Annotated in this window: 19 protein-coding genes and 1 pseudogene; 5 read left to right on the plus strand and 15 right to left on the minus strand. The window is 70.5% G+C overall.

Translation table 11 applies throughout. From position 1 onward, the window contains the following. Window positions 1-51: 51 nt before the first annotated feature. Both GT007_RS18115 and GT007_RS18120 read left to right on the plus strand, forming a co-directional pair. The gene (locus tag GT007_RS18115; RefSeq protein WP_160123071.1) at window positions 52-924 is read left to right on the plus strand and encodes an MBL fold metallo-hydrolase; all 873 of its coding nucleotides are present in this window, start codon (window positions 52-54) and stop codon (window positions 922-924) included. Between the two features lie 138 nt (window positions 925-1,062). Further along, window positions 1,063-1,857 carry a class II aldolase/adducin family protein gene (locus GT007_RS18120; RefSeq protein WP_160123072.1) on the plus strand — a complete coding sequence of 265 codons (795 nt, stop codon included), beginning with the start codon at window positions 1,063-1,065 and terminating at the stop codon, window positions 1,855-1,857. Between the two features lie 42 nt (window positions 1,858-1,899). Here GT007_RS18120 and phaR read toward each other — a convergent pair whose 3' ends face one another. After that, window positions 1,900-2,478, minus strand: a complete 579-nt coding sequence (gene phaR, locus GT007_RS18125; protein WP_160123073.1) for a polyhydroxyalkanoate synthesis repressor PhaR — start codon at window positions 2,476-2,478, stop codon at window positions 1,900-1,902. Window positions 2,479-2,876: 398 nt separating this feature from the next. Between phaR and GT007_RS18130 the strand changes: the two genes are divergently transcribed. Then, window positions 2,877-4,085 (plus strand): alpha/beta fold hydrolase, encoded by a 1,209-nt coding sequence (locus tag GT007_RS18130; protein WP_201451976.1) that lies wholly within the window; start codon window positions 2,877-2,879, stop codon window positions 4,083-4,085. Here GT007_RS18130 and GT007_RS18135 read toward each other — a convergent pair. Genes GT007_RS18135 through GT007_RS18145 form a run of 3 tightly spaced genes read right to left on the minus strand, consistent with a single transcriptional unit; the run spans window position 4,082 to window position 7,078 of the window. Beyond that, window positions 4,082-4,789 carry an ABC transporter ATP-binding protein gene (locus GT007_RS18135; RefSeq protein ID WP_160123075.1) on the minus strand — a complete coding sequence of 236 codons (708 nt, stop codon included), beginning with the start codon at window positions 4,787-4,789 and terminating at the stop codon, window positions 4,082-4,084. The genes GT007_RS18130 and GT007_RS18135 overlap by 4 nt on opposite strands. Next, window positions 4,786-5,919 carry an ABC transporter permease gene (locus GT007_RS18140; RefSeq protein WP_160123076.1) on the minus strand — a complete coding sequence of 378 codons (1,134 nt, stop codon included), beginning with the start codon at window positions 5,917-5,919 and terminating at the stop codon, window positions 4,786-4,788. The genes GT007_RS18135 and GT007_RS18140 overlap by 4 nt, the downstream gene beginning before the upstream one ends. Window positions 5,920-5,926: 7 nt before the next feature. Continuing rightward, on the minus strand, window positions 5,927-7,078 hold the full coding sequence (locus GT007_RS18145) for an efflux RND transporter periplasmic adaptor subunit (protein ID WP_160123077.1): 1,152 nt from the start codon (window positions 7,076-7,078) through the stop codon (window positions 5,927-5,929). 178 nt (window positions 7,079-7,256) lie between these two features. Here GT007_RS18145 and GT007_RS18150 point away from each other — a divergent pair, with 178 nt between their 5' ends. Then, a complete protein-coding gene (locus tag GT007_RS18150; RefSeq protein ID WP_160123078.1) occupies window positions 7,257-8,432 on the plus strand; it encodes an acetyl-CoA C-acetyltransferase in 1,176 nt (391 codons plus the stop codon). 295 nt (window positions 8,433-8,727) lie between these two features. Here GT007_RS18150 and GT007_RS18155 read toward each other — a convergent pair whose 3' ends face one another. From GT007_RS18155 to dusB, 10 genes are all read right to left on the minus strand, one after another. Next, entirely contained in the window at window positions 8,728-9,798 is a 1,071-nt protein-coding gene (locus GT007_RS18155) for a DUF2252 family protein (protein ID WP_160123079.1), read from the minus strand. 330 nt (window positions 9,799-10,128) lie between these two features. Next, entirely contained in the window at window positions 10,129-10,962 is an 834-nt protein-coding gene (locus tag GT007_RS18160; protein ID WP_408015559.1) for an inositol monophosphatase family protein, read from the minus strand. Then, the gene (gene hflX, locus GT007_RS18165) at window positions 10,959-12,296 is read right to left on the minus strand and encodes a GTPase HflX (RefSeq protein ID WP_160123089.1); all 1,338 of its coding nucleotides are present in this window, start codon (window positions 12,294-12,296) and stop codon (window positions 10,959-10,961) included. Before hflX ends, GT007_RS18160 begins: the two co-directional genes overlap by 4 nt. Then, window positions 12,289-12,642, minus strand: coding sequence for an RNA chaperone Hfq (gene hfq, locus GT007_RS18170; RefSeq protein ID WP_160123080.1), 354 nt, complete (start codon window positions 12,640-12,642; stop codon window positions 12,289-12,291). Before hfq ends, hflX begins: the two co-directional genes overlap by 8 nt. A 154-nt stretch (window positions 12,643-12,796) precedes the next feature. Next, on the minus strand, window positions 12,797-13,444 hold the full coding sequence (locus GT007_RS18175) for an HAD family hydrolase (protein ID WP_160123081.1): 648 nt from the start codon (window positions 13,442-13,444) through the stop codon (window positions 12,797-12,799). Then, complete coding sequence (ntrX, locus tag GT007_RS18180; protein ID WP_160123082.1) at window positions 13,444-14,829, minus strand: nitrogen assimilation response regulator NtrX; 1,386 nt, start codon at window positions 14,827-14,829, stop codon at window positions 13,444-13,446. Before ntrX ends, GT007_RS18175 begins: the two co-directional genes overlap by 1 nt. A 42-nt stretch (window positions 14,830-14,871) precedes the next feature. Then, window positions 14,872-17,184, minus strand: coding sequence for a sensor histidine kinase NtrY-like (locus tag GT007_RS18185; protein WP_160123083.1), 2,313 nt, complete (start codon window positions 17,182-17,184; stop codon window positions 14,872-14,874). Then, the gene (ntrC, locus tag GT007_RS18190; RefSeq protein ID WP_160123084.1) at window positions 17,184-18,635 is read right to left on the minus strand and encodes a nitrogen regulation protein NR(I); all 1,452 of its coding nucleotides are present in this window, start codon (window positions 18,633-18,635) and stop codon (window positions 17,184-17,186) included. Before ntrC ends, GT007_RS18185 begins: the two co-directional genes overlap by 1 nt. Next, window positions 18,632-19,816, minus strand: coding sequence for a two-component system sensor histidine kinase NtrB (locus GT007_RS18195; protein WP_408015560.1), 1,185 nt, complete (start codon window positions 19,814-19,816; stop codon window positions 18,632-18,634). The genes ntrC and GT007_RS18195 overlap by 4 nt, the downstream gene beginning before the upstream one ends. Beyond that, window positions 19,813-20,868, minus strand: coding sequence for a tRNA dihydrouridine synthase DusB (gene dusB / locus GT007_RS18200; RefSeq protein WP_160123085.1), 1,056 nt, complete (start codon window positions 20,866-20,868; stop codon window positions 19,813-19,815). The genes GT007_RS18195 and dusB overlap by 4 nt, the downstream gene beginning before the upstream one ends. Window positions 20,869-21,071: 203 nt before the next feature. Here dusB and GT007_RS18205 point away from each other — a divergent pair, with 203 nt between their 5' ends. Beyond that, complete coding sequence (locus GT007_RS18205) at window positions 21,072-22,211, plus strand: bifunctional 2-C-methyl-D-erythritol 4-phosphate cytidylyltransferase/2-C-methyl-D-erythritol 2,4-cyclodiphosphate synthase (RefSeq protein WP_160123086.1); 1,140 nt, start codon at window positions 21,072-21,074, stop codon at window positions 22,209-22,211. A gap of 143 nt (window positions 22,212-22,354) precedes the next feature. Here GT007_RS18205 and GT007_RS22585 read toward each other — a convergent pair. Then, window positions 22,355-22,471 (minus strand): annotated as a pseudogene (locus GT007_RS22585) (IS1595 family transposase); the annotation flags it as partial.

Genomic DNA, 22,471 nt, shown 5'->3' on the forward strand with positions numbered 1-22,471 from the left:
CGGCCCGGCCCCGGCGCGCCAACATCCCGCCCTTAACGGGAGAAATCATCCATGAAGCGTCTTCAGGTTGGCGATGTGTCCATCACCTCCATCATCGAGCGCGACGGGCCGTGGCGCGTGGCGGAGACGATGTTCCCCGGCGCGCCCCCGGGTGCCGCGCACGCGCTGCTGCCGCAGATGGACCCCCGCACCTGGGAACCCGGCACCAACAAGATGGTCATCACCTATCAGAGCTTCGTGCTGCGCACCCCGCACCACGTCATCCTGGTGGATACCTGCACCGGTGAGGACAAGGGCTATCCGGCGCCGATGGACTTCCCCAAGCAGCCCTGGCTGGACGGGCTCGCGGCCGAGGGGCTGACGGTGGAGGATGTGGACTATGTGTTCTGCACCCACCTGCACATCGACCATTGCGGCTGGAACACCACGCTGAAGGACGGGCGCTGGGTGCCGACCTTCCCCAACGCGAAATATATCTTCCACAAGCGCGAATACGCCTTCTGGGAGGCGGCGGCCAAGGCCGGGGAGGGCACGACCCACAAGCCCGAGGTGTTCCGCATGAATTGCGAGCCGGTGGTGGCCGCGGGCCAGGCCATCCTGGTGGATGACGACTTCTCGCTGGACGACACCATCACCCTGATCCCCACACCCGGGCATTCGGCCTGCCATTGCTGCGTGAACATCTTCTCGAAGGGCGAGCGCGCGATCATCACCGGCGACCTGATGCACCATCAGCTGCAGGTGAATGAGCCGTCCTGGTCCACCATCTTCTGCCACGACCCGCTGGCGGCCACCCAGTCGCGGCTGAAGATCTTCGAGGACGCGGCCGATACGCCCGCCACCATCCTGCCCATCCATTTCCCGGACCCGACGGCGGGCAAGCTGAAGCACACGCGCGACGGGTTCCGCTGGAGCTTCGTCTGAGGCCAGCGCCCGCCGCCCCGGCATGGGGCACCGCCGGGCAACAAGCCCGGTTGACCGTACAGGTGCGGCGGCAGCATGCTCCGCCGCAACGCCGCCCATGCCCCGGGGCCGTGCCCGGGGCCACAAAGGAGAACGTCCATGCTCGAACACGCCCGCAAGGAACTCCGCATCTCCTCGATGCGGGACAAGGTCAGCCCCGCCGAATGGCAGTGCCGGGTGGACACCGCCGCCTGCTACCGGCTGGTGGCGATGTACGGCATGGACGACATGGGGGCGAACCACATCTCCATGCGCGTGCCGGGCGAGGGGCACAACTTCCTCATCAACCCCTATGGCATGCAGTATGAGGAGATCACCGCCTCCTCCCTCATCAAGATCGATGAGGACGGGAACGTGCTGGCCAAGCCGGATTACGGGGATTTCGATTTCGGCATCAACCGCGCGGGCTTCGTGATCCATTCCGCGATCCACAAGGCGCGGCCGGATGCCAATTGCGTCATCCACACCCACACCTGGCCGGGCATGGCGATTTCCTCGCTGGAATGCGGGCTGCTGCCGCTGACGCAGACGGCGATGCGCTTCCTCAAGATCAGCTACCACGACTACAACGGCGTGGTGCTGAACCTGTCGGAGCAGGAGCGCCTGGTGCGCGACCTGGGCGACAGCAACTGCATGATCCTGAAGAACCACGGGCTGCTGGTGTGCGGCAACACGGTGGGCGAGGCGTTCAACTGGCTGCACCGGCTGGAGAAGAGCTGCTTCGCGCAGCTGGCCGCCATGGCCTGCAACACGCCGCTGAACAAGGTGCCGCAGAACGTGCTGGACGAGACCTGGAACAACTACCAGCCCGGCACGCGCCGCCCCTATGGCGTGATGGAATGGCCGTCCCTGCTGCGCAAGCTGGACCGGCAGAACCCGGGCTACGACATCTGAGCCTGGCCGCGGGAGGGGCCCCGCCCCCTCCCGTACACGGGCTCAGCCGCCCTTGGCCTTGGCCAGTTCCTCACGCAGGCGGGCCACTTCGGCCTTCAGCTCATCCACCTCGGAGCGCGCACCCTCGGGCCGGGCACCGGCGGCCATGCCGGGCACGCCGGCGAAGGGGTTGAACATCCCCATCGCGCGCTCGATCATTGCCATGTTGTTGCGGCTGATCTCGGTCAGGTCGAAGGGGTTGAAGCCGGTCACGGCGCCCTGCATCTGCGAGCGCCACTGGTCCTGCTGGCCAGTGAAGGCGCCCATCGCGGCCTCCAGGTAACGCGGCACCAGGCCGCCCATCTGGTCGCCGTAGAAATGGATCAGCTGGCGCAGGAAGGGTTCGGGCAGCAACGATCCGCCCTTGGACTCTTCCTCGACGATGATCTGCGTCAGGACGGAGCGCGTGATGTCCTCACCCGATTTCGCGTCGTACACGACGAAATCGCGGCCCTGGCGGATCATCATCGCCAAATCCTCAAGCGTAACGTAGCTGCTGCTTTCGGTGTTGTAGAGCCGACGATTCGCGTATTTCTTCACCACCACCGGGGGGGTGGCGGCATCCTTGCTGGTATCTGCCATTGATGCGGCCTTGCCTTGTGCCATTGTTGCCTTATCCCCCCAATCGTTGATGCGGCAGGCTAGCACACGCCACGGGGTCCGTGTCATGCCCCGAAAGCCGCGCTATAAGGCTATTCGGTACCAGACCACACAGGCATGGATGAAATCCCCCCCCGATCTCGACAGCCTCGCGGAGGACTGGATCACACTGTGGCAGAGCGAACTCGCGGCACTCGCCACCGATCCCGAACTCGCGGAGGCCTGGGCGGCCAGCGTCTCGCTCGCGGCGGCGTTCTGGCGCGCCCAGACGGTGAAGGGGCTGCGGCCTGATGCCGGGGCCTGGGCAGGGCTTTGGCCCAATTGGCAGCAACCTTGGGGCGGTGCCCCCACGGGCGCCGGGCAACCCGCCCCCGGGCCCGATGCTGCGCCGCGGCCCGCGGCCGCTCAGCCTGCACCTGATGGGCAGCATGATGCGCGCGATGGCCGCGATGCAGCCGCCGACAGCGCCATGGCTGAACGCCTCGCCGCCCTCGAACGCCGCCTGGCCGAGATCGAAGGCGGGGCAGGAGAGCCAGGCGCGGATCAACCAAGGCCTCGCCGCCCTCGGCGCAAGCCCTGAGGCCTTCCAGGCCGCCGTTTTCGCCAAGCTGCTGGAACAGGACCGCGCGCTGCTGGCCGGCATCGCCGCCTATCGCCGCCACCCGCACCAGCGCCGCCTGGCCGAACCCGCGGCCATCTGGGCCGAGGGCGCGGCCCGCATCCTGGACTATGGTGGCACCGGAACCCCGGTGCTGTTCGTGCCGAGCCTGGTCAACCGCGCCCATGTGCTGGACCTGGACGAGGGCGCCAGCATGCTGCGCTTCCTGGCCGGGCAGGGCCTGCGCCCGCTGCTGCTGGACTGGGGCTGGCCGGGGGCGGCCGAGCGCCGCTTCACCCTGACCGATGTGATCGCCGGCCGGCTGGAACGCGCGCTGGCCGCCCTGCCGGAACCGGTGGTGCTGGCGGGCTATTGCATGGGCGGGCTGCTGGCCCTGGGTGCCGCGCTGCGCCGGCCGGACCGGGTGCGCGCGCTGGCGCTGCTGGCCACGCCCTGGGATTTCCACGCGGAGGACCCGGTGCGCGCCCGGGCGCTGGCCAGCCTGCTGCCGGGTTTCGAGCCGGTGCTGGAGGCCCATGGCGCCCTGCCGGTGGATGCGTTGCAGATGCTGTTCGCGGCGCTGGACCCCTTCGGCGTCGCGCAGAAATTCCGCGCCTTCGCCCGGCTGGAGCCCGACAGCCCCCGCGCCCGTCGCTTCGTCAGCCTGGAGGATTGGCTGAACGACGGCATCCCGCTGCCGGCGCCGGTCGCGCGCGAATGCCTGGCCGGCTGGTATGGCCGCAACGACCCGGCGCGCGGCGAATGGCTGCTGGCCGGGCTGCCGGTGCGCCCGGAAGCCTGGACGGGCCCGGCCTTCATCGCCATCCCCGAGCGCGACCGCATCGTGCCGCCCGCGTCCTCCCTGCCGCTGGCCCGCATGGCGCGCGCCGCCGTGCACCGCACGCCCGCCGGCCATATCGGCATGGTGGCCGGCGAGGGCGCGGAGCGCGCGCTGTGGCGGCCCTTCCTGGATTGGGCGACGGGGGTTTAAGCGCCCGCCCGCTGGTCGGCCTCGATCCGTCCGTCCCGCAGCGATACCATCCGGTCGAAACGGTCGAAGATCTTCTCGTCATGCGTGACGACCAGCACGGCGGAGGAGCGTTCCCGCGCCACCCGCCGCAGCAGGTCCATCACCACCCGCGCGCGTTCGGAATCCAGCGCCGCGGTGGGCTCGTCGGCCAGGATGATGTGCGGGTCATTGGCCAGGGCGCGCGCGATCGCCACGCGCTGCGCCTCGCCGCCGGAAAGCCGGGCGGGCATGGCCAGGGCCCGGCGGTCCACCTGCAGTTCCCCCAGCAGGGCCATGGCGCGGCCGCGCGCCGCCTCCAGCCCCATCCCCGCCAGGGTCATGGCCAGGGCCACATTGTCCCGCGCGTTCAGGAAGGGCAGCAGATTGTGGAACTGGAAGATGAAGCCGATGCGCTCCCGCCGCAGCCGCCGCAGGTCGGCTACGCGATAGCGCCCCTCCCACACCGTCTGCCCATCCAGGCTCAATCGCCCGGCCGAAGGTTCCTGGATGCAGGCGATGATGTTCAGCAGCGTGGATTTGCCGCTGCCCGAGGGGCCGCGCAGCCCCACCACCTCGCCCGGGCCCACGGCCAGCGTCACGTCCGACAGGGCGCGCACGGCGGTCTCGCCCTGGCCGAAGACCATGGCGACACTTTCCAGCAGCACCAGGGGGGTGGGCGCGCTCATCCGCCGAGTGCCTGTTGCGCGTCCACCCGCAGCGCGGTGCGGATGGAAAGCAGGCTGGCCAGCAGGCAGATCGCCGCGATCACCCCCGCCATGACCGAGATCTCGGCCACCCCGAGTTCCACCGCCCGGGGGAAATGGTCGCGCACGGAAAACACCAGCGCCACGGCGGCGGCATAGCCCAGCCCGCCCAGCAGCATGGCCTGTTGCAGCACCAGCCCGGCGATGGTGCTGTCCGGCGCGCCGATCAGCTTCAGCGTCGCGATCTCCCGCCGCTTGTCCATGGTCATGGTGTAGATGATCAGCGCGATGATCACGCCCGAGACGAACAGCAGCACCACGGTGAACATGCCCAGCTGAATGCGGGCCCGCTGCACAACGGAGCGCGTGAGCAGGTCCTCCTGCTCCGGCCCCGACAGCGCGGTCAGGTGCTTCCAGCGCCGCACCGCCTCGGTCAGCGCGGCGGCGTCCGCGCCCGGGTACAGCTGCGCCACGATGGCGTTCACGGTGTCGGTGCCGGCGGGCGGGGCACCCGCGGCCTCCGCGCGGCGGGCGGCGGCGGGGGCCAGGCGGAACTGCATGCGCTGGCTGTCCCGCAGGCCCACGAACACCACCGGGTCCCCGCCCGAGGCCACCATGCCCCGCGTCAGCCCCACCACGCGATAACGGTCGGTGCCGAACATCAGCGTGGCGCCGAGGGTGAGGCCGGTGCGGGCATCGGCCACCGCCTCGAACCGGGCGGAGCCGAGGCCCCGGCCCTGGGTCAGCAGCGCGGGGCCGCCCGGGCGGCCGGGCTCATAGCCCACCACCTGCACGCGCAGCCGGCCGGTGGGGCCATCGGCCTCGGCCGTGCGCAGGGTCAGGCTGCCGGCGGCGGCGACGCCGGGCAGGCGGGCCACCATCTCCCGCACATCGCCCGGAATGCGGGAGGCTTCGGCGAAGGGCCCGCGCGTGCCCGCCTCCACCACCCACAGCCCGGCATCCAGGCTGCGAGTCAGGGCCAGGGCCTCCCGCACCAGCCCCTGATAGATGCCCACCATGGACAAGGCGACGCCCATCAGCAGCCCCACCCCCAGGCAGGTCAGCAGGAAACGGCCGAGGCCGTGCCGGATATCGGCCAGCGCCAGGTTCATCGGGCGGTCACGGCGCCGCCACCCGCGCGGCGCGGCCTTCCTGGAAGGCGGGGCCGGGGTTGGTCACCACCGGCACGTCATCCGGCAGCCCGTCGGTGATGGCGAGGCGCGCATCGGCCAGCCGGGCCGCGAAGCGCACCGCCTGCCGCGCCAGCCGCCCGTCGCGCAGCACCCAGACGGTGCCGCTGGCGCCGTCGAAGCCATGCACCGCGGTTTCCGGCACGATGCGGGCGCGGGGCAGGCGGCCGGTCTCGATCCGCACCTCCGCCTGCTCGCCCAGCACCGGGCGGCCGGTGCAGTCGCGGCAGCGCAGATAGACGCGGCGTTCTTCCGTCACGCGGTCCGCCTCCAGCCCGATGCGCACCACCTCCGCCCGCATGGGCGCGTCCGGGCGGCTGCGCAGCGTGACCAGCGCGGGCTGCCCCACCGCGAGCCCGCCGGCGCGGCCTTCATCGACATAGGCCAGGGCCCAGACGGTGGCGGGGTCGATCAGGGTGAACACCGCCTCGCCGGGGTTGAGGGCGGTGCCCGGTTCCTTGTGGCGGGCGATGACCAGCGCGGCGAAGGGCGCGGTCAGCGTGTGCTTGGCCAGCGCCGTGCGCTCGGCCAGCATGTTGGCGCGCGCATCGGCCATGGCGGCGCGGGCCACGGCGGCGTCGGCGCGGTTCACCGCCAGGTCGGCGGCGGCGGTGCTGGCCTCGGTCTCGGCCAGCTCGGCGGCCTCCTGCGTGCCGACCCCGCGGGAGGCGAGCTCCCGCCGGCGGCGGGCGGTCAACAGGCGCTGGGCATGCTGGACCTCGGCGCGTTCGCGCTGGGCCTCGGCGCGCTGCATGCTGGCCTCGGCGGATTGCAGGGTGGCTTCGGCGCGCGCCACGCGGGCCTGCTGGCTGGCCGGGTTCAGCGCGGCCAGCACCGCACCCGCCGGCACCTCGTCCCCATGGTCGGCCGAGACGCTGGCCAGCGTGCCCGAGACCTCGAAGGCGACGCGGGAGAGCACCTGTGCCTCCACCGTGCCCAGGCCGAAGACGCGCACCGGCACGTCCTGCTCGAAACCCGCGATCCGGACGGGCAGGGGGCGCCAGAGCCTGCCATAGGCCAGGGCGCCCACCGCGCCCAGCAGGATCAGGACCAGTGCGGGAAGCAGCAGGCGGTGTTTCATGGGGGACGATTATGCGGCAATGAAACCGTTCCTGAACAGCGGTTTATCTGTCGAATTTCACGAAATACGCATGGAGATGCCGGGCCGCGGCCCGCGTCACGCCTCCGCAACCTGCGCGGTGCTGGACGCCGGGCGCGCCCCGGCGCAGATTAAGGGCCACAGAAGGGAGACGCCCCCCATGACCGAAATCGTGATCGCTTCCGCCGCCCGTACCCCGGTCGGCAGCTTCAATGGTGCCTTCGCCAGCCTGCCGGCCCACACGCTGGGCCAGGCGGCCATCCAGGCCGCGCTGAGCCGCGCCGGGGTGGCGCCCTCCGAGGTGGATGAGGTGATCCTGGGCCAGATCCTCTCCGCCGGCGAGGGCCAGAACCCCGCCCGCCAGGCCGCCGTCTTCGCGGGCATCCCGCATGAGGCCACGGCCTTCGGCATCAACCAGCTCTGCGGCTCCGGCCTGCGGGCCGTGGCGCTGGCCGCCCAGCAGATCCAGGCGGGCGATGCCACCATCGTGGTCGCCGGCGGGCAGGAGAGCATGACCCAGGCCCCGCACGCCGCGCAGATGCGCGCCGGCACCAAGATGGGCAGCCTGGAGATGGTGGACACCATGCTGAAGGACGGGCTGTGGGATGCCTTCCACGGCTATCACATGGGCAACACCGCCGAGAACGTGGCGCAGAAATACCAGATCAGCCGCGCGGAGCAGGACGAATTCGCCGCCGGCAGCCAGCGCAAGGCGGGCGAGGCCCAGAAGGCCGGCCGCTTCAAGGACGAGATCACCCCCATCACCATCAAGACCCGCAAGGGCGATATGGTGGTGGAGGCCGACGAATACCCCCGCCCGGACACCACGGCGGAAACCCTGGCCAAGCTGCGCCCCGCCTTTTCCAAGGACGGCACGGTGACGGCGGGCAATGCCTCCGGCATCAATGACGGTGCCGCGGCCCTGGTGGTGATGAGCGCGGATGAGGCGAAGAAGCGCGGCATCACCCCGCTGGCGAAGATCGTCAGCTGGGCGACGGCCGGCGTGGACCCCGCCATCATGGGCACCGGCCCCATCCCGGCCAGCCGCAAGGCGCTGGAAAAGGCCGGCTGGACCGTGGCGGACCTCGACCTGATCGAAGCCAATGAGGCCTTCGCCGCCCAGGCCATCGCGGTGAACAAGGATCTGGGCTGGGACACCAGCAAGGTGAACGTGAACGGCGGCGCCATCGCGCTGGGGCACCCGATCGGGGCCTCCGGCGCGCGGGTGCTGACCACGCTGCTGTACGAGATGCAGCGCCGGGACGCGAAGAAAGGCCTGGCGACGCTGTGCATCGGCGGCGGCATGGGCGTGGCCATGTGCGTGGAACGCGCCTGAGCTTTGCGGGTGTAGCCTCAGGGGCGTTGCCCCCGAGACCCCTACCGAGGGGCTCTGCCCCTCGGCTCCCCGCCAAAGGCCGAAAGGCCCTTGAAACCCAGGAATTGGCGCTTCATCCTGGCAGGCGGGCCACCATTTTCATGATAAAATTCAACAGGAAACACCTTCCCAAGGTCAGCGCCAAACTGATCTAGGTCCAGGACCGAGCACGGTCCCAGGGGTGTGGGGCTTCGCCCCACGGCTTGGGCGGGGGTGTCGGGGGCGAAGCCCCTGACGATGGCGCCCCCACCGGCCATCAGGTCCCCGCGAATTCCTTCTGCTCGCGTTCCACGGCCTGGGCGGCGGCCTTCGCGGCCTGATGCAGCCAGCCCTTGGGGCGGGTCCGCAGATCCTCCCGCACGCCGGGCCAGCGGGCGGCATCGCCCGCCTGGCAATTCGCGATCTCCTGGCCCATCGCCCGCAGCATCTCCGGGCTCAGCAATTCGGCGGCGGCGTTCCGCACCTCGATCTTGCGGCTGTTGGGCGACAGGCGGCGGGTGATGATGCTGCCCTCCATCAGCCGGTAATGCGGATCGGGGGCGCGGAAGCGGCCGGTGGCCACGGCATCGGCTCGGATCGTGCTGTCCGCCGGTGCCTGGGCCAGGCACCAGCCCGAGGGCACCAGCGCCTTGGATTCCCGCAGCACCGGGCCGCCCCGCCACTCCGCGCGCGCCACGAAACGCGGCCGGCCCAGGCTGCCGGTGCCCGCGGTGCGTGGGGCGAAGATGGGCGTGGCATGGCCGGGGGGCAGGGCTTCCAGCAGCGCCTTTTCATGCGCGGGCGGGGGCGGGCTGGGGCGCAGCGCGTCGAACTTGGCCCAGAAGGCGGCGCGCTCGGACTCCGGCAGCAGCACGGCCTGGCGCAGCCATTTCCACTCGCGCTCCAGGATGATGGGGGCGGGGCTGGCCAGCCCGGCCTCGAAGCCTTCCAGGATGGGGGCGCAGATCTCCTGCGCGGCGGGGCCTTCCTTGCCGCGCGCCAGCAGGGCGCTGGCGGCCAGCCGCACCAGGTCGAGCGGCCAGGGCATGACGGCGGCCTCGTCGAAATCGTTCACGCCCCAGACCAGCCGGCCCTCATCGTCCCGCCAGGTGCCGAAATTCTCCAGATGGATGTCGCCGATCGCCAGCACCGGGGCGGCATCGGCCAGACCGGGGCATAGGCCGAGAATGGTCTCCGCCCAGCGCCAATAGGTGGCGCGCAGGAAGGCGAAGGCATCGCCGCGCATCTTGCGGTGCTTGGCCTGCAGGTCGGCCTCGACGAAATCCGCCCCGATGCGGGTGCGCAGCCAGTCCTCGTAACGGCTGACGGAAGCCTGGATGCCTGTCATGAGCGCACCTTATACCGAGAGAAGCCGACCGTTGGCGTGAAAGGCGGCGCTCAGGGGCTTCGCCCCCAGGGGCGCCGCCCCTGGACCCCGCCCAAGCCGTGGGGCGAAGCCCCACACCCCAGGGACCGTGCTCGGTCCTGGACCTAGAGCAGTTTGGCGCTACACCTTAGGAAGGTGTTTCCTATTGATTTTTATCATGAAAATGGTGTCCCGTCTGCTGGGGTGAAGCACCAATTCCTGGGTTCCAAGGGCCTTTCGGCCTTTGGCGGGTTCCAAGGGCAGAGCCCTTGGTAGGGGTTCGGGGGCAAAGCCCCCGAGGCGCCATCTTCATCAGCCGGGGCTGATCGCCAGCGCCTCCATGGCCGCTTCCCAGCTGGCGCGGTCCGGCGTGGCCACCACGCCGCCTGTGCTCTCCAGCGGCGTATAGGCGCTGCCGTCGAAGCGCGCGGAGTAGCCTCCGGCCTCCTGGTGCAGCAGCCAGCCCGGCGCGTGGTCCCAGGGCATCAGGCGGTTGTAGACCAGCAGGTGCAGGTGCCCCGCCGCGGCCTGCCGCCATTCATGCGCGGCGCAGCGCAGGTTCTGCGTGCCGCCGAGCCCCGCCAGGCGTGGCAGCACCCGGGCCTTGCGGTCCGGCGCCATGTAACCCCAGGAGACGGCGGCGACCATCTCCGCCATCGGCACCGGGGCGGCCACGCGCAGATCGCGCCGGGTGCCGTCCGCGGCCTCGGCGAAGGCGCCGTCGCCGCGCAGGGCCATGGCCATGTCGCCCGTCACCGGGTCCAGGATCCAGCTGCCGGTGATCTCGCCATCGCTGATGGCGGCGACCATTACGCCGAACAGCGGCAGGCCGCCGGCGAAATTGGCGGTGCCATCCACCGGGTCCACCACGAAGGCCAGCGGCACACCGGCCATGCGGCCCAGCAGGGCGGGGTCGGCCGCGCAGGCTTCCTCGCCGACCACCAGGCAGCCGGGGAACAGGCGCGACAGGCCCTCGGCGATGAGCTGCTCGGCCGCCTCATCGGCATCCGTCACCAGGTCCAGCGGGCCGGATTTGGCGCGGATCGCCTCCGGCGCCAGGCGGCGGAAGCGGGGCATGATCTCGGCCGCGGCGGCCTGGCGCAGCAGGCCCGAGACCTCCATCTGCTGGCGATGGCCGATCCTCACGGGTCGTTGGCGGAGCCGTGCGGCGGCTCCTCCCCCGCCGGAGGAATCCGCAGGAAGCGCGACCGGGCGGCTTCGGAGATCCGCACCCGGATCACCAGCACATCCTCCTCCGCCTCGGTGGACAGCACCTCCGCATGGCGGTGCAGCCAGGCGATGCGGGCGCCGTCGCCGGCCTGGATGCGGAATTCTTCCACATGCTCGCTGGCCGACAGCCGCTGGTCGATGATGGCCAGCAGCGTGTCCAGCCCTTCCTCGTTCAGGGCGGAGACGGCGATGCCCGGCAGTTCGCGCCCCGGCAGCAGGTCGGCCTTGTTCAGCACCTCCAGCACGCGGGACTGCCAATCCTCATCCAGCGCGGCATCGGGGCCCTCGGACATTTCCGACAGCACCTTCAGCACATCGGCGCGCTGGGCGGCGCTGTCCGGGTGGGCGGCGTCGCGCACATGCAGGATGATGTCGGCGGCCGCCACCTCCTCCAGCGTCGCGCGGAAGGCCTCGACCAGCTGCGTCGGCAATTCGCTGATGAAGCCCACCGTGTCGCTCAGGATCGCGGTGCGGCCGGAGGGCAGGCGGATCTGCCGCATGGTGGGGTCGAGCGTCGCGAAGAGCTGGTTCTCGGCATAGACGCCGGCCCCGGTCAGCGCGTTGAACAGGGTGGATTTGCCGGCATTGGTGTAGCCGACGAGGGCGACCACCGGGAACGGCACCTTCTCCCGCGCCTTGCGGTGCAGGCCGCGGGTGCGGCGCACCTGCTCCAGCTCCTTCTTCAGGCGGATGATGCGGTCGTCGATCAGCCGGCGGTCGATTTCCAGCTGAGATTCGCCGGGGCCGCCCAGGAAGCCGAAGCCGCCGCGCTGGCGCTCCAGGTGGGTCCAGGACCGCACGAGGCGCGTGCGCTGATAGGACAGATGCGCGAGTTCCACCTGCAGCACGCCTTCGCGGGTGCGGGCGCGCTCACCGAAGATTTCCAGGATCAGGCCGGTGCGGTCGATGACCTTCGCACCCCAGGCGCGCTCCAGATTGCGCTGCTGCACGGGGGTGAGGGCGGCATCCACCACCACCAGCTCCACCTCCTGGTCCTCCATCGCCTGGCGGGCGGCCTCCACCTGGCCTTCGCCCATCAGGGTGGAGGGGCGGCGTTCGCGCAGGGGATGGATGGCGGAATGGACGATGGTCACGCCGATGGAGGCGGCAAGCCCCACCGCCTCCGCCAGCCGTGCCTCCGCGGCGCGCACGGCGCCGGGGTTGAATTCCACCACGCCCGAAGGCTGGGCGGGGCGGTGATAGGGCAGGATGACGGCCGCCCTGGTGGGCGGCGCGCCGGTCTCAGTCAGCTGTGCCAGGAGAAGGTTCCCTCGGGGTAATGGTCAGGGTGGAACGGCGTGGCGCCGCGCCCTCACCGGCTTCCGTGCCCATGCTGGCCGGCGGCGGCGCGGCCTGGCCGGCGGCCACGGGGTCGAACAGCATGATCGGCGCGCCGGGCATCACAGTGCTGATGGCGTGCTTATAGACCAGCTGGGTGTGCCCATCGCGGCGCAGCAGCACGGAGAAATTGTCAAACCACGTAATGATGCCCTGCAGCTTCACGCCATTGATCAGGAACACCGTCACCGGAGTTTTTGATTTACGAACATGGTTCAGGAACACGTCCTGCACGTTCTGGGATTTTTCGGCGGCCATCACGGCCTCCCTTCGTTCTTGTTGCCGGGCGAATCCCAAAACCGGGCCACACCGGTGCCGCGAAAACCCGGGACGGGCCGTGCGGCTGGCATGGTCCGGGCGTGATCTCCCGGTCGTGGCTCTCCAACCGGTCCTTTGAAATCCTGGACCGGCATCATCTAATTTCGGCCGAGCCGAGATACTCCGCAAGCGTCTTCGCATCTGCGAAATGCATATCCGGGTTGCAGGCGCCCACGCCGCCGTCATGGGCTGCATCCCCCAGAAGCACCGCGGTCAATCCGGCGTTCCGCGCGGCCTGCATGTCCAGGGCGGTATCGCCGACATACCAGGCTTCGGGGCTGGGCCGCACGCCGCAGGCTTCCAGCACGGTGAAGATCGCGGTGGGGTCGGGCTTGTCGCGCACGGCATCGCCCGCGCCCAGCGTCTGGCGGAAGAAGCCGCCCCAGCCCAGATGCGCGACCTCCGCCCGCAGCAGCGGCCCTTGCTTGTTGGACACGACGCCCAGCGGGGCGACGGTGGCCGCCACCCCCAGCATCGCCGCCGTGCCGGGCAGGGGGCGCAGCACGGCCAGGTGCTCGGCGCGGACGGCGGCCATGAACAGCTCCCGCGCTTCTTCCCAGCGTTCGCCGAACAGGGCGGGGAAGCTTTCGCGCATGGATTTGCGGGTGTTGGCCAGCACCTGCTCCATCGACCATTCGGGCAGGGCGAAATGCCGGAAGGCCGCGTTCAGCCCGGCCTGGATCGCCAGCCAGCCATCGGCCAGCGTGTTGTCCCAGTCGAAAACGATCGCTGCGGGTGCCATCAGGCCCCCCGCTCATCCGCGTGCACGCCCAGGAACTTCAGCTTGCGGTGCAGCGCGCTGCGCTCCATGCCGACAAAGGTGGCGGTGCGGCTGATATTGCCGCCGAAGCGCAGCAGTTGGGCTTCCAGATACTGGCGCTCGAACAGCTCCCGCGCGTCGCGCAGGGGCAGGGTCATGATCTCGCTGCTGCGGTCCAGCTTCAGCATGGCCGGGGCGGCGGAGCCCACCTCGGGCGGCAGCATCTCCGACCGGATGGCGGAACCGGCCTCACCGGGGGCCATGATCAGCAGCCAGTCCACCAGGTTGCGCAGCTGGCGCACATTGCCCGGCCATTCATAGCTTTGCAGCGCGGCCATGGCATCGTCGCCGATCTCGCGCACCGGCATGCCGCTGGTCTCGCTGCTGCGGGCCATGAAGTGGCGGGCCAGCGCCGGGATGTCCTCCCGCCGCTCCCGCAGGGCGGGCACGCGGAGGGGCACCACGGCCAAGCGGTAGAACAAATCCTCGCGGAAGCGCCCGGCCTGGATTTCCGTCTGCAGATCGCGGTTGGTGGTGGCCAGCACCCGCACATCCACATTGATGCGCGACGAGCCGCCCACGCGCATGAAGCCCTGGTCCTGCAGCACGCGCACGATCTTGCCCTGGGTTTCCAGCGGCATGTCCGCCACCTCGTCCAGCAGCAGGGTGCCGTTATGGGCGCGTTCCAGCAGGCCGGGGCGGCGGGGGGTGTCGCCCGTGGCCTCCAGGCCGAACAGCTCTTCCTCGATGCGGGCGGGGTTCATGGTGGCGCAGTTCAGCGCCACGAAGGGGGCATCGTTCCGGCGGGAGCGGGCATGGATCATCCGCGCCACCACCTCCTTGCCGGCACCCGCGGGGCCCGAGATCAGCACGCGCGAACCGGTCGGCGCCACGCGCTCCACCGCCGCGCGCAGCTGGCCCACCTGCGCCGAGGCGCCCACCAGCTCGTTCTCGGCACCGGCGCGCATGCGCAGCTCGCTCACCTCGCGCCGCAGCTTGGCGGCTTCCAGCGCGCGGGCGACGATCAGCAGCAGCCGGTCGGTCTTGAAGGGCTTCTCGATGAAGTCATAGGCGCCGAGCTGGATGGCCTGCACCGCCGTCTCGATCGTGCCGTGGCCGGAGATCATGACGCAGGGCATCTCGGGCTCCTCGCGCACCATGGCCTTGAGGATGCCGAGCCCGTCGAGCTTCGATCCCTGCAGCCAGATGTCGAGAATCACCATGGAGGGGCGCCGCGCGCGGAAGGCCGCCAGCGCCTGATCGCTGTTGCCGGCTTCGCGGGTGTCGTAGCCCTCGTCGGAGAGGATCCCTTGGATCAGAGCGCGGTTGTCCGGCTCGTCGTCCACGATCAGGATGTCATGCGCCATCCCAAATGCCCCTCTTCAGCTCCCTGCTCATCACCCGTTCCATCATCCCTGGGCATCCGCCCCGGGCGCACCCTCCATCGCATGATCCCCGGCCGCGCGCCAGGGCAGCACCAGCGAAACCCGGGCACCGTGCGCGGTGCCGTCGGGGCCCGGGGGCGCGTCCTCGATCACCAGCCGCCCGCCATGGTCCTCCATGATCTTCTTCACGATCGCGAGACCGAGCCCCGTGCCCTTCACCTTGTGCGTCACATAGGGCTCGGTCAGCCGGTCGCGTTCCTCCCCGCCCGGCAGGCCGATGCCGTCATCGGTGACGGAGATCACGGCCCAATCCCCCTGCCGCGCGACATCGAGGGCGATGTGGCCCTCTCCCTCCCTCATGGCGATGGCGTCCGCCGCGTTGGAGAGCAGGTTGGCCAGCGCCTGGCCGATCAGCCGCCGGTCGCAGGGGGCCATGATGGGCTCCTCCGGCGCGCTCAGCCGGTAGCGGATGTGCTGGTGCGCCTCCCGCGGCAGCACCAGCGCTTCCTCGGCGATGCGGCGCAGCGGCTCTGGGCGGATCACCGGCTGGGGCATCCGCGCGAAGGCCGAGAACTCGTCCACCATCCGCCCGATATCGCCCACCTGGCGCACGATGGTGTCCGTGCATTGGGTGAAGGTCTCGGGGTCCTCATGGATCTGCTTCAGGTAGCGGCGCTTCAGGCGCTCGGCCGACAGCTGGATCGGGGTCAGCGGGTTCTTGATCTCATGCGCGATGCGGCGGGCCACATCGGCCCAGGCCGCCTGGCGCTGCGCGGTGACGAGGGCCGTGATGTCGTCGAAGGTCAGCACGTAACCGCCGCTCACCCCCTCCTCCTCCGTCTCGGCCGAGATGCGGGCGAGCAGGGTGCGGCGCTCGCCGGGCGCGCCCAGGCGGATCTCGGCGGTGGCGGTGCCGCGGCCGCGCCGGGCCTGGGCGAACAGCTCCGCGAATTCCGGCAGCACCGCGTCCAGGCTGTGGCCCACCTCGGCATCCAGGTCGATGCCCAGCAGCTCGCTCGACCGCCGGTTGGGCAGGTGGATGGAGCCATCGGCGTCAAGCCCGATCACCCCGGCCGACACCCCGCCCAGCACGCCCTCGGTGAAGCGCCGGCGCTCGTCGTTCTGGCGATAGGCCTCCATCAGCTCATTGCGCTGGGCCGCCAACTGGTTGGTCATGCGGTTGAAGGCGCGCGAGAGGGTCTGCACCTCGTCATCCGTCGTGCCTTCCTCGACCCGCACCGACAGGTCGCCCGAGCGCACGCGCTCGGCGGCATGGATCAGCTTGCCGATCGGGCGCGCCAGCTGGTTGGCCAGCACGAGGCCGATCAGGATCGCCGCCAGCAGCACCAGCAGCGCCGCGATGGCGAAGATCATCACGAAGGTGATCTGCAGCCCCTCGCGGTTGCGGTCGAGGTTCTGATAAGCCTCCACCGCGCTTTCCGTGCGGCGCATGTGCTCGATCACCTGCGGGTCCACCGGCCGGCCGATCATCAGCAGCAACCCGGTGGAGGGGGCGAGCGCGATCAGCGCGCGGGCGCGGTCGTTCTCGTCGCCGGTCAGCACCGCGACCTCTCCGCGCTGCGCGTCCTCCACCGCCCAGGGCGGCGGCGGGTCCAGCAGGAAGGAGGTGGAGATGCCCGCATGGGCCACGACGCGGCCCAGCACCGGCTCGAACACCACGGCCTCCGTCAGGCCGCGCACCCCGGCCTGGTTGGCCAGCACGCGGGCGAAGGTCAGGGACTGGTCCGGCAGCAGCACCACGGCGCGGTTCAGGTCGTTGGCCATGGCCAGCGCATCGGCGCGGATGTTCTGCTGGTGCTCGGCCAGATAGGCGCGGGACGCGGCGAGCGAGGCCTCCAGCGCCGTGCGCACGCGGTCGCTGAACCAGCTCTCGACGCCCAGGTTGAAGAACAGCGCGGCGAAGCCCGCCATCAGCATGGACGGCACGACCGCCACGCCCGCGAACAGCAGCACCAGCCGCGTGTGCAGGCGGGAGCCCGCATAGCCCCGCCGCCGTTCCGCCCACACCCGCACCAGCCGCCCGGCCAGCGCGATGAACAGCAGCAGGATCAGCGCGATGTTGCCGAAGGCCAGCGCCACCACCATGCCGGGGCGCGACGTGCCGAAGGGGCTGCCATCGGCCAGCACCACGAAGGTGGCGACACCCATGGCCAGGGCGCCCAGCGCCAGGCTGAGGGTGACGAACTTGCCCAGCAGCGTATCCGAGATCCGGCGCAGCAGGCTGCGGCGGCGGGGGGACGCGACGGGCGGCACGGCCCCTGGCTCGGCGCCAGCCGTACCAGTGGCCGGGGCGCCCGAGACCAGGGGACCGGCCATCAGCTGATGCCGCGCACCACGGGCAGATCCAGCTCCCGCAGCTTCTTGCGCAGCGTGTTGCGGTTCAGCCCGAGCATGGAGGCGGCCTTGATCTGGTTGCCCCTTGTGGCGGACAGCGCCAGGCGCAGCAGCGGGCGCTCCACCTCGGCCATCACGCGCTCATGCAGGTCGCGCACCGGCACGCCATCCTTGTGGGCGGCGACGAAGGCCTTCAGGTGGCGTTCCACCGCCTGCTCCAGGGTTTCCTGGCTGCGGGGGGCGCCGTCCGGGGCGACTTCGGCCTCGGCCAGCTCGGCGCCGACCTGCGCCTCGTCCAGCGATTCCTGCGGGTAGAGCGCCGCCAGGCGGCGCATCAGGTTCTCCAGCTCACGCGCATTGCCGGGCCAGCCATGGCGCTTCAGCCGCTCGATCGCGCTCGGCGACAGCTGCTTCAGCGGCAGGCCGGAAGCCTTGGCGCGGTCGAGGAAGTGGCGCGCGAGCAGGGGGATGTCCTCCACGCGCTCACGCAGAGGCGGCAGGCGGATGGGCACCACGTTCAGGCGGTAGAACAGGTCCTCGCGGAACAGCCCGCCGCGGATGGAGGCGCGCAGGTCCCGGTGGGTGGCCGCCACGATGCGGACATTGGCCTTGATGGGGGTGCGGCCGCCGACGGTGGTGAACTCGCCCTCCTGCAGCACGCGCAGCAGGCGGGTCTGGGCCTCGGGCGGCATGTCGCCGATCTCGTCCAGGAACAGGGTGCCGCCGGCGGCCTGCTCGAAACGGCCCACGCCGCGCGTCAGCGCGCCGGTGAAGGCGCCGCGCTCATGGCCGAACAGCTCGCTCTCGATCAGCTCACGCGGGATGGCGGCCATGTTGATGGCCACGAAAGGCCCCTGCCGGCGCTTGCCGTAATCGTGCAGGGCACGCGCCACCAGCTCCTTGCCGGTGCCGCTCTCGCCCGTGATCATCACCGTCAGGTCGGTGGTCGTGAGGCGGGCGACGGTGCGGTAGATCTCCTGCATCGCCGGGCTGCGGCCGATCAGGGGCAGCTTTTCCGGCACGGACCCGTCGGAGGGTTCCTCCGGCAGCGCCTCGGCGGGCTTGGCCAGGGCGCGCTCCACCACCGCCAGCAGCTCCTTCAGGTCGAAGGGCTTGGGCAGGTATTCGAAGGCGCCGCGCTGGGCCGCCTTCACCGCGGTGGTGAAGGTGGATTGCGCGCTCATGACCAGCACCCGCAATTCCGGGCGCACGCGCTTGATGCGTGGCAGCAGGTCCAGCCCGTTCTCATCCGGCATCACCACATCGGTGATCACCAGGTCGCCCTCGCCATCCTCCACCCAGCGCCACAGCGTGGAGGCGGAGGAGGTGGCGCGCACCGTGTAGCCGGCGCGCGACAGTGCCTGCGACAGCACCGTGCGGATGGCGCGGTCGTCGTCCGCGATCAGGATGGAACGCGTGGTCGTTTCGCTCATTCGATGTCACCGGCAGGAATTTCGCCCGGGGGAGGCACGGGCATGGACAGGCGGAAGGAAGTACGGCCCGGACGGCTCTCGCATTCGATGAGCCCCCCGTGATTTGCCACCAGCTTGGCCACCAGCGCGAGGCCGAGGCCCTGGCCCCCGCGCTTGGTGGTGATGAAGGGCTCGAACAGGGAGGAGCGCAGGTTCTCCGGGATGCCCGGGCCATTGTCGCGCACGATGATCTGCAAGGGCAGGTGCACGCGCTCCTGCGTGCCGGGGACCGCGATGCGCAGGCCGTGGTGATAGGCGGTAACCAGGTGGATTTCGCCCACCGCGCCACTGTGCCCGCCGGTGGAAACGGCCTCGGCCGCGTTCTTCACCAGGTTCAGCAGGATCTGGATCAGCTGGTCGCGGTTGCCCCAGACCGGGGGCAGGGATGGGTCGTATTCCTCGATGAAGCGCAGGTGCGCCGCGAAACCCGACTGCGCGATGCGCTTCACATGGTCCAGCACGCGGTGGATGTTCACCGCCTCGCGCTCCAGCGGCCGGTCGGAGAACATGTCCATCCGGTCCACCAGGTTGCGGATGCGGTCCGTCTCCTCCTGGATCAGCGTGGTCAGCTCGCGGTCCGCCTCGCTGGCGGATTGTTCCAGCAGCTGGGCAGCGCCGCGGATGCCGGAGAGCGGGTTCTTGATCTCATGCGCCAGCATGGAGGCCATGGCGGTGGCGCCGCGCGCCGCACCCAGGAAGTTCAGCTGCCGGTCCAGCATCTGCGCCTTGCTGCTGTCCGTCAGGGTCAGCACCACGGCGTCGGGGATGTCGCTGAAGGGGGCGGCTTGGATGGACAGGCCGCTGCGGTGCAAGCGGGGGCTGTCCAGCGTCAGCTCATGGTCGGCCACCGGTGCGTCCTGCGCGCGCACCTGGCGCAGCACGGCGAACAGGCGGCTGTCGCGCGGCAGGAATTCCGCCAGCTCCATGCCGACCATGTTAGCGGCGGAAAGCTGGAAGAACTGCTCGGCCGCGTGGTTCACGAAGCGGAAGCGGTCCTGCCCATCCAGCACCACGGTGGCCATGGGCAGGGCGGACAGGATGGCGGCGGGGTCGGGGGGCGGCATGTCTCCGCCTTCCATCTGGGGGCCGGTGCCGCGCTGCGGCAGCACCCGGCGGGCGAGGCTGGCGAGCCGCCCGCTCACGCCGCCAGCCTCTCGGGGGGCATGTCGATCAAGGGGCGGTAGAAGCGTTCCATCATGGCCTCGGCTTCGGCGGGAACATCCACCGTGTTGATGGCGGAGCGGAATTCCGCGCTGCCGGGCAGGCCCTTGGAATACCAGGCCAGATGCTTGCGGGCCATGCGCACGCCGCCGGGCACGCCGTACTGGGCCAGCATGGCGCGCCAGTGGCCCAGCATGATGGCGTATTGCTCGGCCAATGACGGGTCGGGCAGGATCTCGCCGGTGGCCAGGTAGTGCGCCACCTGGCGCGGGAACCAGGGCCGGCCATAGCAGCCGCGCCCGATCATCACGCCGTCGGCGTTGGAGCGGGCCAGGGCCTCGGCCGCGTCCTGCACCGTGGTGATGTCGCCGTTGGCGATGACGGGCAGGTCCACCGCGGCCTTCACCTCCGCGATGAAATCCCAGTTGGCGGTGCCGGTGTACAGCTGCTGGCGGGTGCGGCCATGGATGGTGATCATCCGGATGCCGCATTCCCGCGCGATGCGCGCCAGGGTGGGGGCGTTCAGGTTCTGATGGTCCCAGCCCATGCGCATCTTCAGCGTCACGGGCACCGAGACGGCCTTCACGGTGGCCTCCAGGATGCGCGCGGCCTTCACCTCGTCGCGCATCAGGGCGGAGCCGGCCATCTGGCCGATCGCCACCTTCTTCACCGGGCAGCCGAAATTGATGTCGACGATGGCGGCCCCCCGGCCGGCGGCCAGCTTCGCGGCCTCCGCCATCACGGCGGGCTCGCAACCCGCGAGCTGCACGGAGGAAGGGGCGCCATGCCCCTCGACCTCGGCCATCATCAGGGTCTGGCGGTTTTCGCGCACCATGGCCTGGCTCGCGATCATCTCCGACACGACGAGGCCGGTGCCCAATTCCCGCGCGATGCGGCGGAAGGGCAGGTCCGTCACGCCCGACATCGGGGCGAGGATCACGGGCGTCTCGATCGTCACGCCGGGGGCGAGCGAAATCGGCTTCAGCGGCGCCGGAGACCGCGCGGAAACCGGCGGATTCCTTGGGGCTGACATCTCACCGGGAGGCGCTGCGGGGGGCGTTTCGCTGCACAACATGTGGGCAGCCATACCAAATGCGCGCAAAATGGGCAATATGCTGAAATGGCGCGCCTGGGCTTTCGGCGGCGATGCGGGCTTTCCCGGGGCTTCGCGCCACACGGCCCGGCTGTGCTGCCCACCCATACCCCAAGCCATCACTTTGGGCTATGCGAGGCGCCATGGATGTTGTCGCTCTTCTGATGGCCGGCGGGCAGGGCACGCGCTTCGGCGCGCCGGAGCCCAAGCAGTACCTGCTTCTGGCGGGGCGCCCCGTGCTGCGCCACGCGGCCGAGGCCCTGCTGGCCGAGGGGCTGGTGCACGCCATCCAGCCCGTGGTGCCGGCGGGCGACGAGGCCCGGGTGGCCGCCATGCTGGAAGGGCTGCCCGCCCTGCCGCCCGTGCCCGGCGGGGCCACCCGCGCCGAGTCGGTGCGCGCCGGCCTGGCCGCCGTCACCGCCCGCGCGCCCGATGCGGTGCTGGTGCACGACGCCGCCCGCCCCGTAGTGCCCCCCGGCACCGTGGCCCATCTGCTGGCCGCGCTGGAAACCCACCCCGGCGCCATCCCGGCTCAACCCGTCTCGGACACGCTGAAGCGCGGGCAGGACGGCACCATCGCCGCGACCGTCCCCCGCGCCGGCCTGTTCCGCGCGCAGACGCCCCAGGCCTTCCGCCTCGCCACCCTGCAGGCCGCCCATGCCACCGGCGAGGAAGGCACCGACGACGCCGAGCTGCTGGAACGCATCGGCCTGTCCGTGGCACTGGTGCCCGGCGCCGAGAGCAACATCAAAATCACCTGGCCCGAGGATTTGACCCGCGTGACCCTCCCCGCCCCGCTTTTGCTGCCGCGCGTCGGCACCGGTTATGACGTGCACCGCCTGGTGCCGAACCGGCCGCTGGTGCTGTGCGGCATCACCGTGCCCCACACGCTGGGCCTCGATGGCCACTCCGACGCCGATGTGGGCATCCATGCCCTGTGCGACGCCATCTACGGCGCGCTGGGCGAGGGCGATATCGGCGCCCATTTCCCGCCCAGCGAAATGAAGTGGAAGAACGCCGACAGCGCGCAATTCCTGGTCCACGCCGCCGAACGCATCAAGGCCCGCGGCGGCCGGCTGATCAACGCGGACGTCACGCTGATCTGCGAACGCCCCAAGATCCGCCCGCATGTGGAAACCATGCGCGCCAGGCTGGCGGAACTGCTGGGGGTGGAGATCGGACGGATCGGAGTGAAAGCCACGACCAGCGAAAAGCTGGGCTTCACCGGGCGGGAAGAAGGGATCGCGTGCCAGGCGGCCGTGAGCGTGCTGGTGGCGGAGTAAGGCCAAGGGGCTCCGCCCCCCTGGACCCCCGGCAAGGGGCGCCGCCCCTTGCATCCCCGCAAAGGGTTGTAGCAACCCTTTGAGCCCATTTATTGGCGCCTTACCTTGGCAGGTGGGGCGCCATTTTCATTATAGGGTCTCGACTAGGAGAGCGGGTTATCCCGGCAGAGTTTGAGCAGGAGGCGAGTAAGGTTCCTGGCTCTGTTGTTGTACCTGAACTCGCACTCCTTGAGGTGCAAGTGGAAGGTGGCGCGGCTGAG

The sequence above is a fragment of the Rhodovarius lipocyclicus genome, from assembly GCF_009900765.1.
Taxonomy (GTDB): Bacteria; Pseudomonadota; Alphaproteobacteria; order Acetobacterales; family Acetobacteraceae; genus Rhodovarius; species Rhodovarius lipocyclicus.

Excerpts from the sequence above, each read along its gene's own strand:
- GT007_RS18115 (WP_160123071.1), top strand. The coding sequence starts at position 52 with ATGAAGCGTCTTCAGGTTGGCGATGTGTCCATCACCTCCATCATCGAG.
- GT007_RS18120 (WP_160123072.1), top strand. The coding sequence starts at position 1,063 with ATGCTCGAACACGCCCGCAAGGAACTCCGCATCTCCTCGATGCGGGAC.
- phaR (WP_160123073.1), bottom strand. The coding sequence starts at position 2,478 with ATGGCAGATACCAGCAAGGATGCCGCCACCCCCCCGGTGGTGGTGAAG.
- GT007_RS18130 (WP_201451976.1), top strand. The coding sequence starts at position 2,877 with ATGCTGCGCCGCGGCCCGCGGCCGCTCAGCCTGCACCTGATGGGCAGC.
- GT007_RS18135 (WP_160123075.1), bottom strand. The coding sequence starts at position 4,789 with ATGAGCGCGCCCACCCCCCTGGTGCTGCTGGAAAGTGTCGCCATGGTC.
- GT007_RS18140 (WP_160123076.1), bottom strand. The coding sequence starts at position 5,919 with ATGAACCTGGCGCTGGCCGATATCCGGCACGGCCTCGGCCGTTTCCTG.
- GT007_RS18145 (WP_160123077.1), bottom strand. The coding sequence starts at position 7,078 with ATGAAACACCGCCTGCTGCTTCCCGCACTGGTCCTGATCCTGCTGGGC.
- GT007_RS18150 (WP_160123078.1), top strand. The coding sequence starts at position 7,257 with ATGACCGAAATCGTGATCGCTTCCGCCGCCCGTACCCCGGTCGGCAGC.
- GT007_RS18155 (WP_160123079.1), bottom strand. The coding sequence starts at position 9,798 with ATGACAGGCATCCAGGCTTCCGTCAGCCGTTACGAGGACTGGCTGCGC.
- hfq (WP_160123080.1), bottom strand. The coding sequence starts at position 12,642 with ATGGCCGCCGAAAAATCCCAGAACGTGCAGGACGTGTTCCTGAACCAT.
- GT007_RS18175 (WP_160123081.1), bottom strand. The coding sequence starts at position 13,444 with ATGGCACCCGCAGCGATCGTTTTCGACTGGGACAACACGCTGGCCGAT.
- ntrX (WP_160123082.1), bottom strand. The coding sequence starts at position 14,829 with ATGGCGCATGACATCCTGATCGTGGACGACGAGCCGGACAACCGCGCT.
- GT007_RS18185 (WP_160123083.1), bottom strand. The coding sequence starts at position 17,184 with ATGGCCGGTCCCCTGGTCTCGGGCGCCCCGGCCACTGGTACGGCTGGC.
- ntrC (WP_160123084.1), bottom strand. The coding sequence starts at position 18,635 with ATGAGCGAAACGACCACGCGTTCCATCCTGATCGCGGACGACGACCGC.
- dusB (WP_160123085.1), bottom strand. The coding sequence starts at position 20,868 with ATGTCAGCCCCAAGGAATCCGCCGGTTTCCGCGCGGTCTCCGGCGCCG.
- GT007_RS18205 (WP_160123086.1), top strand. The coding sequence starts at position 21,072 with ATGGATGTTGTCGCTCTTCTGATGGCCGGCGGGCAGGGCACGCGCTTC.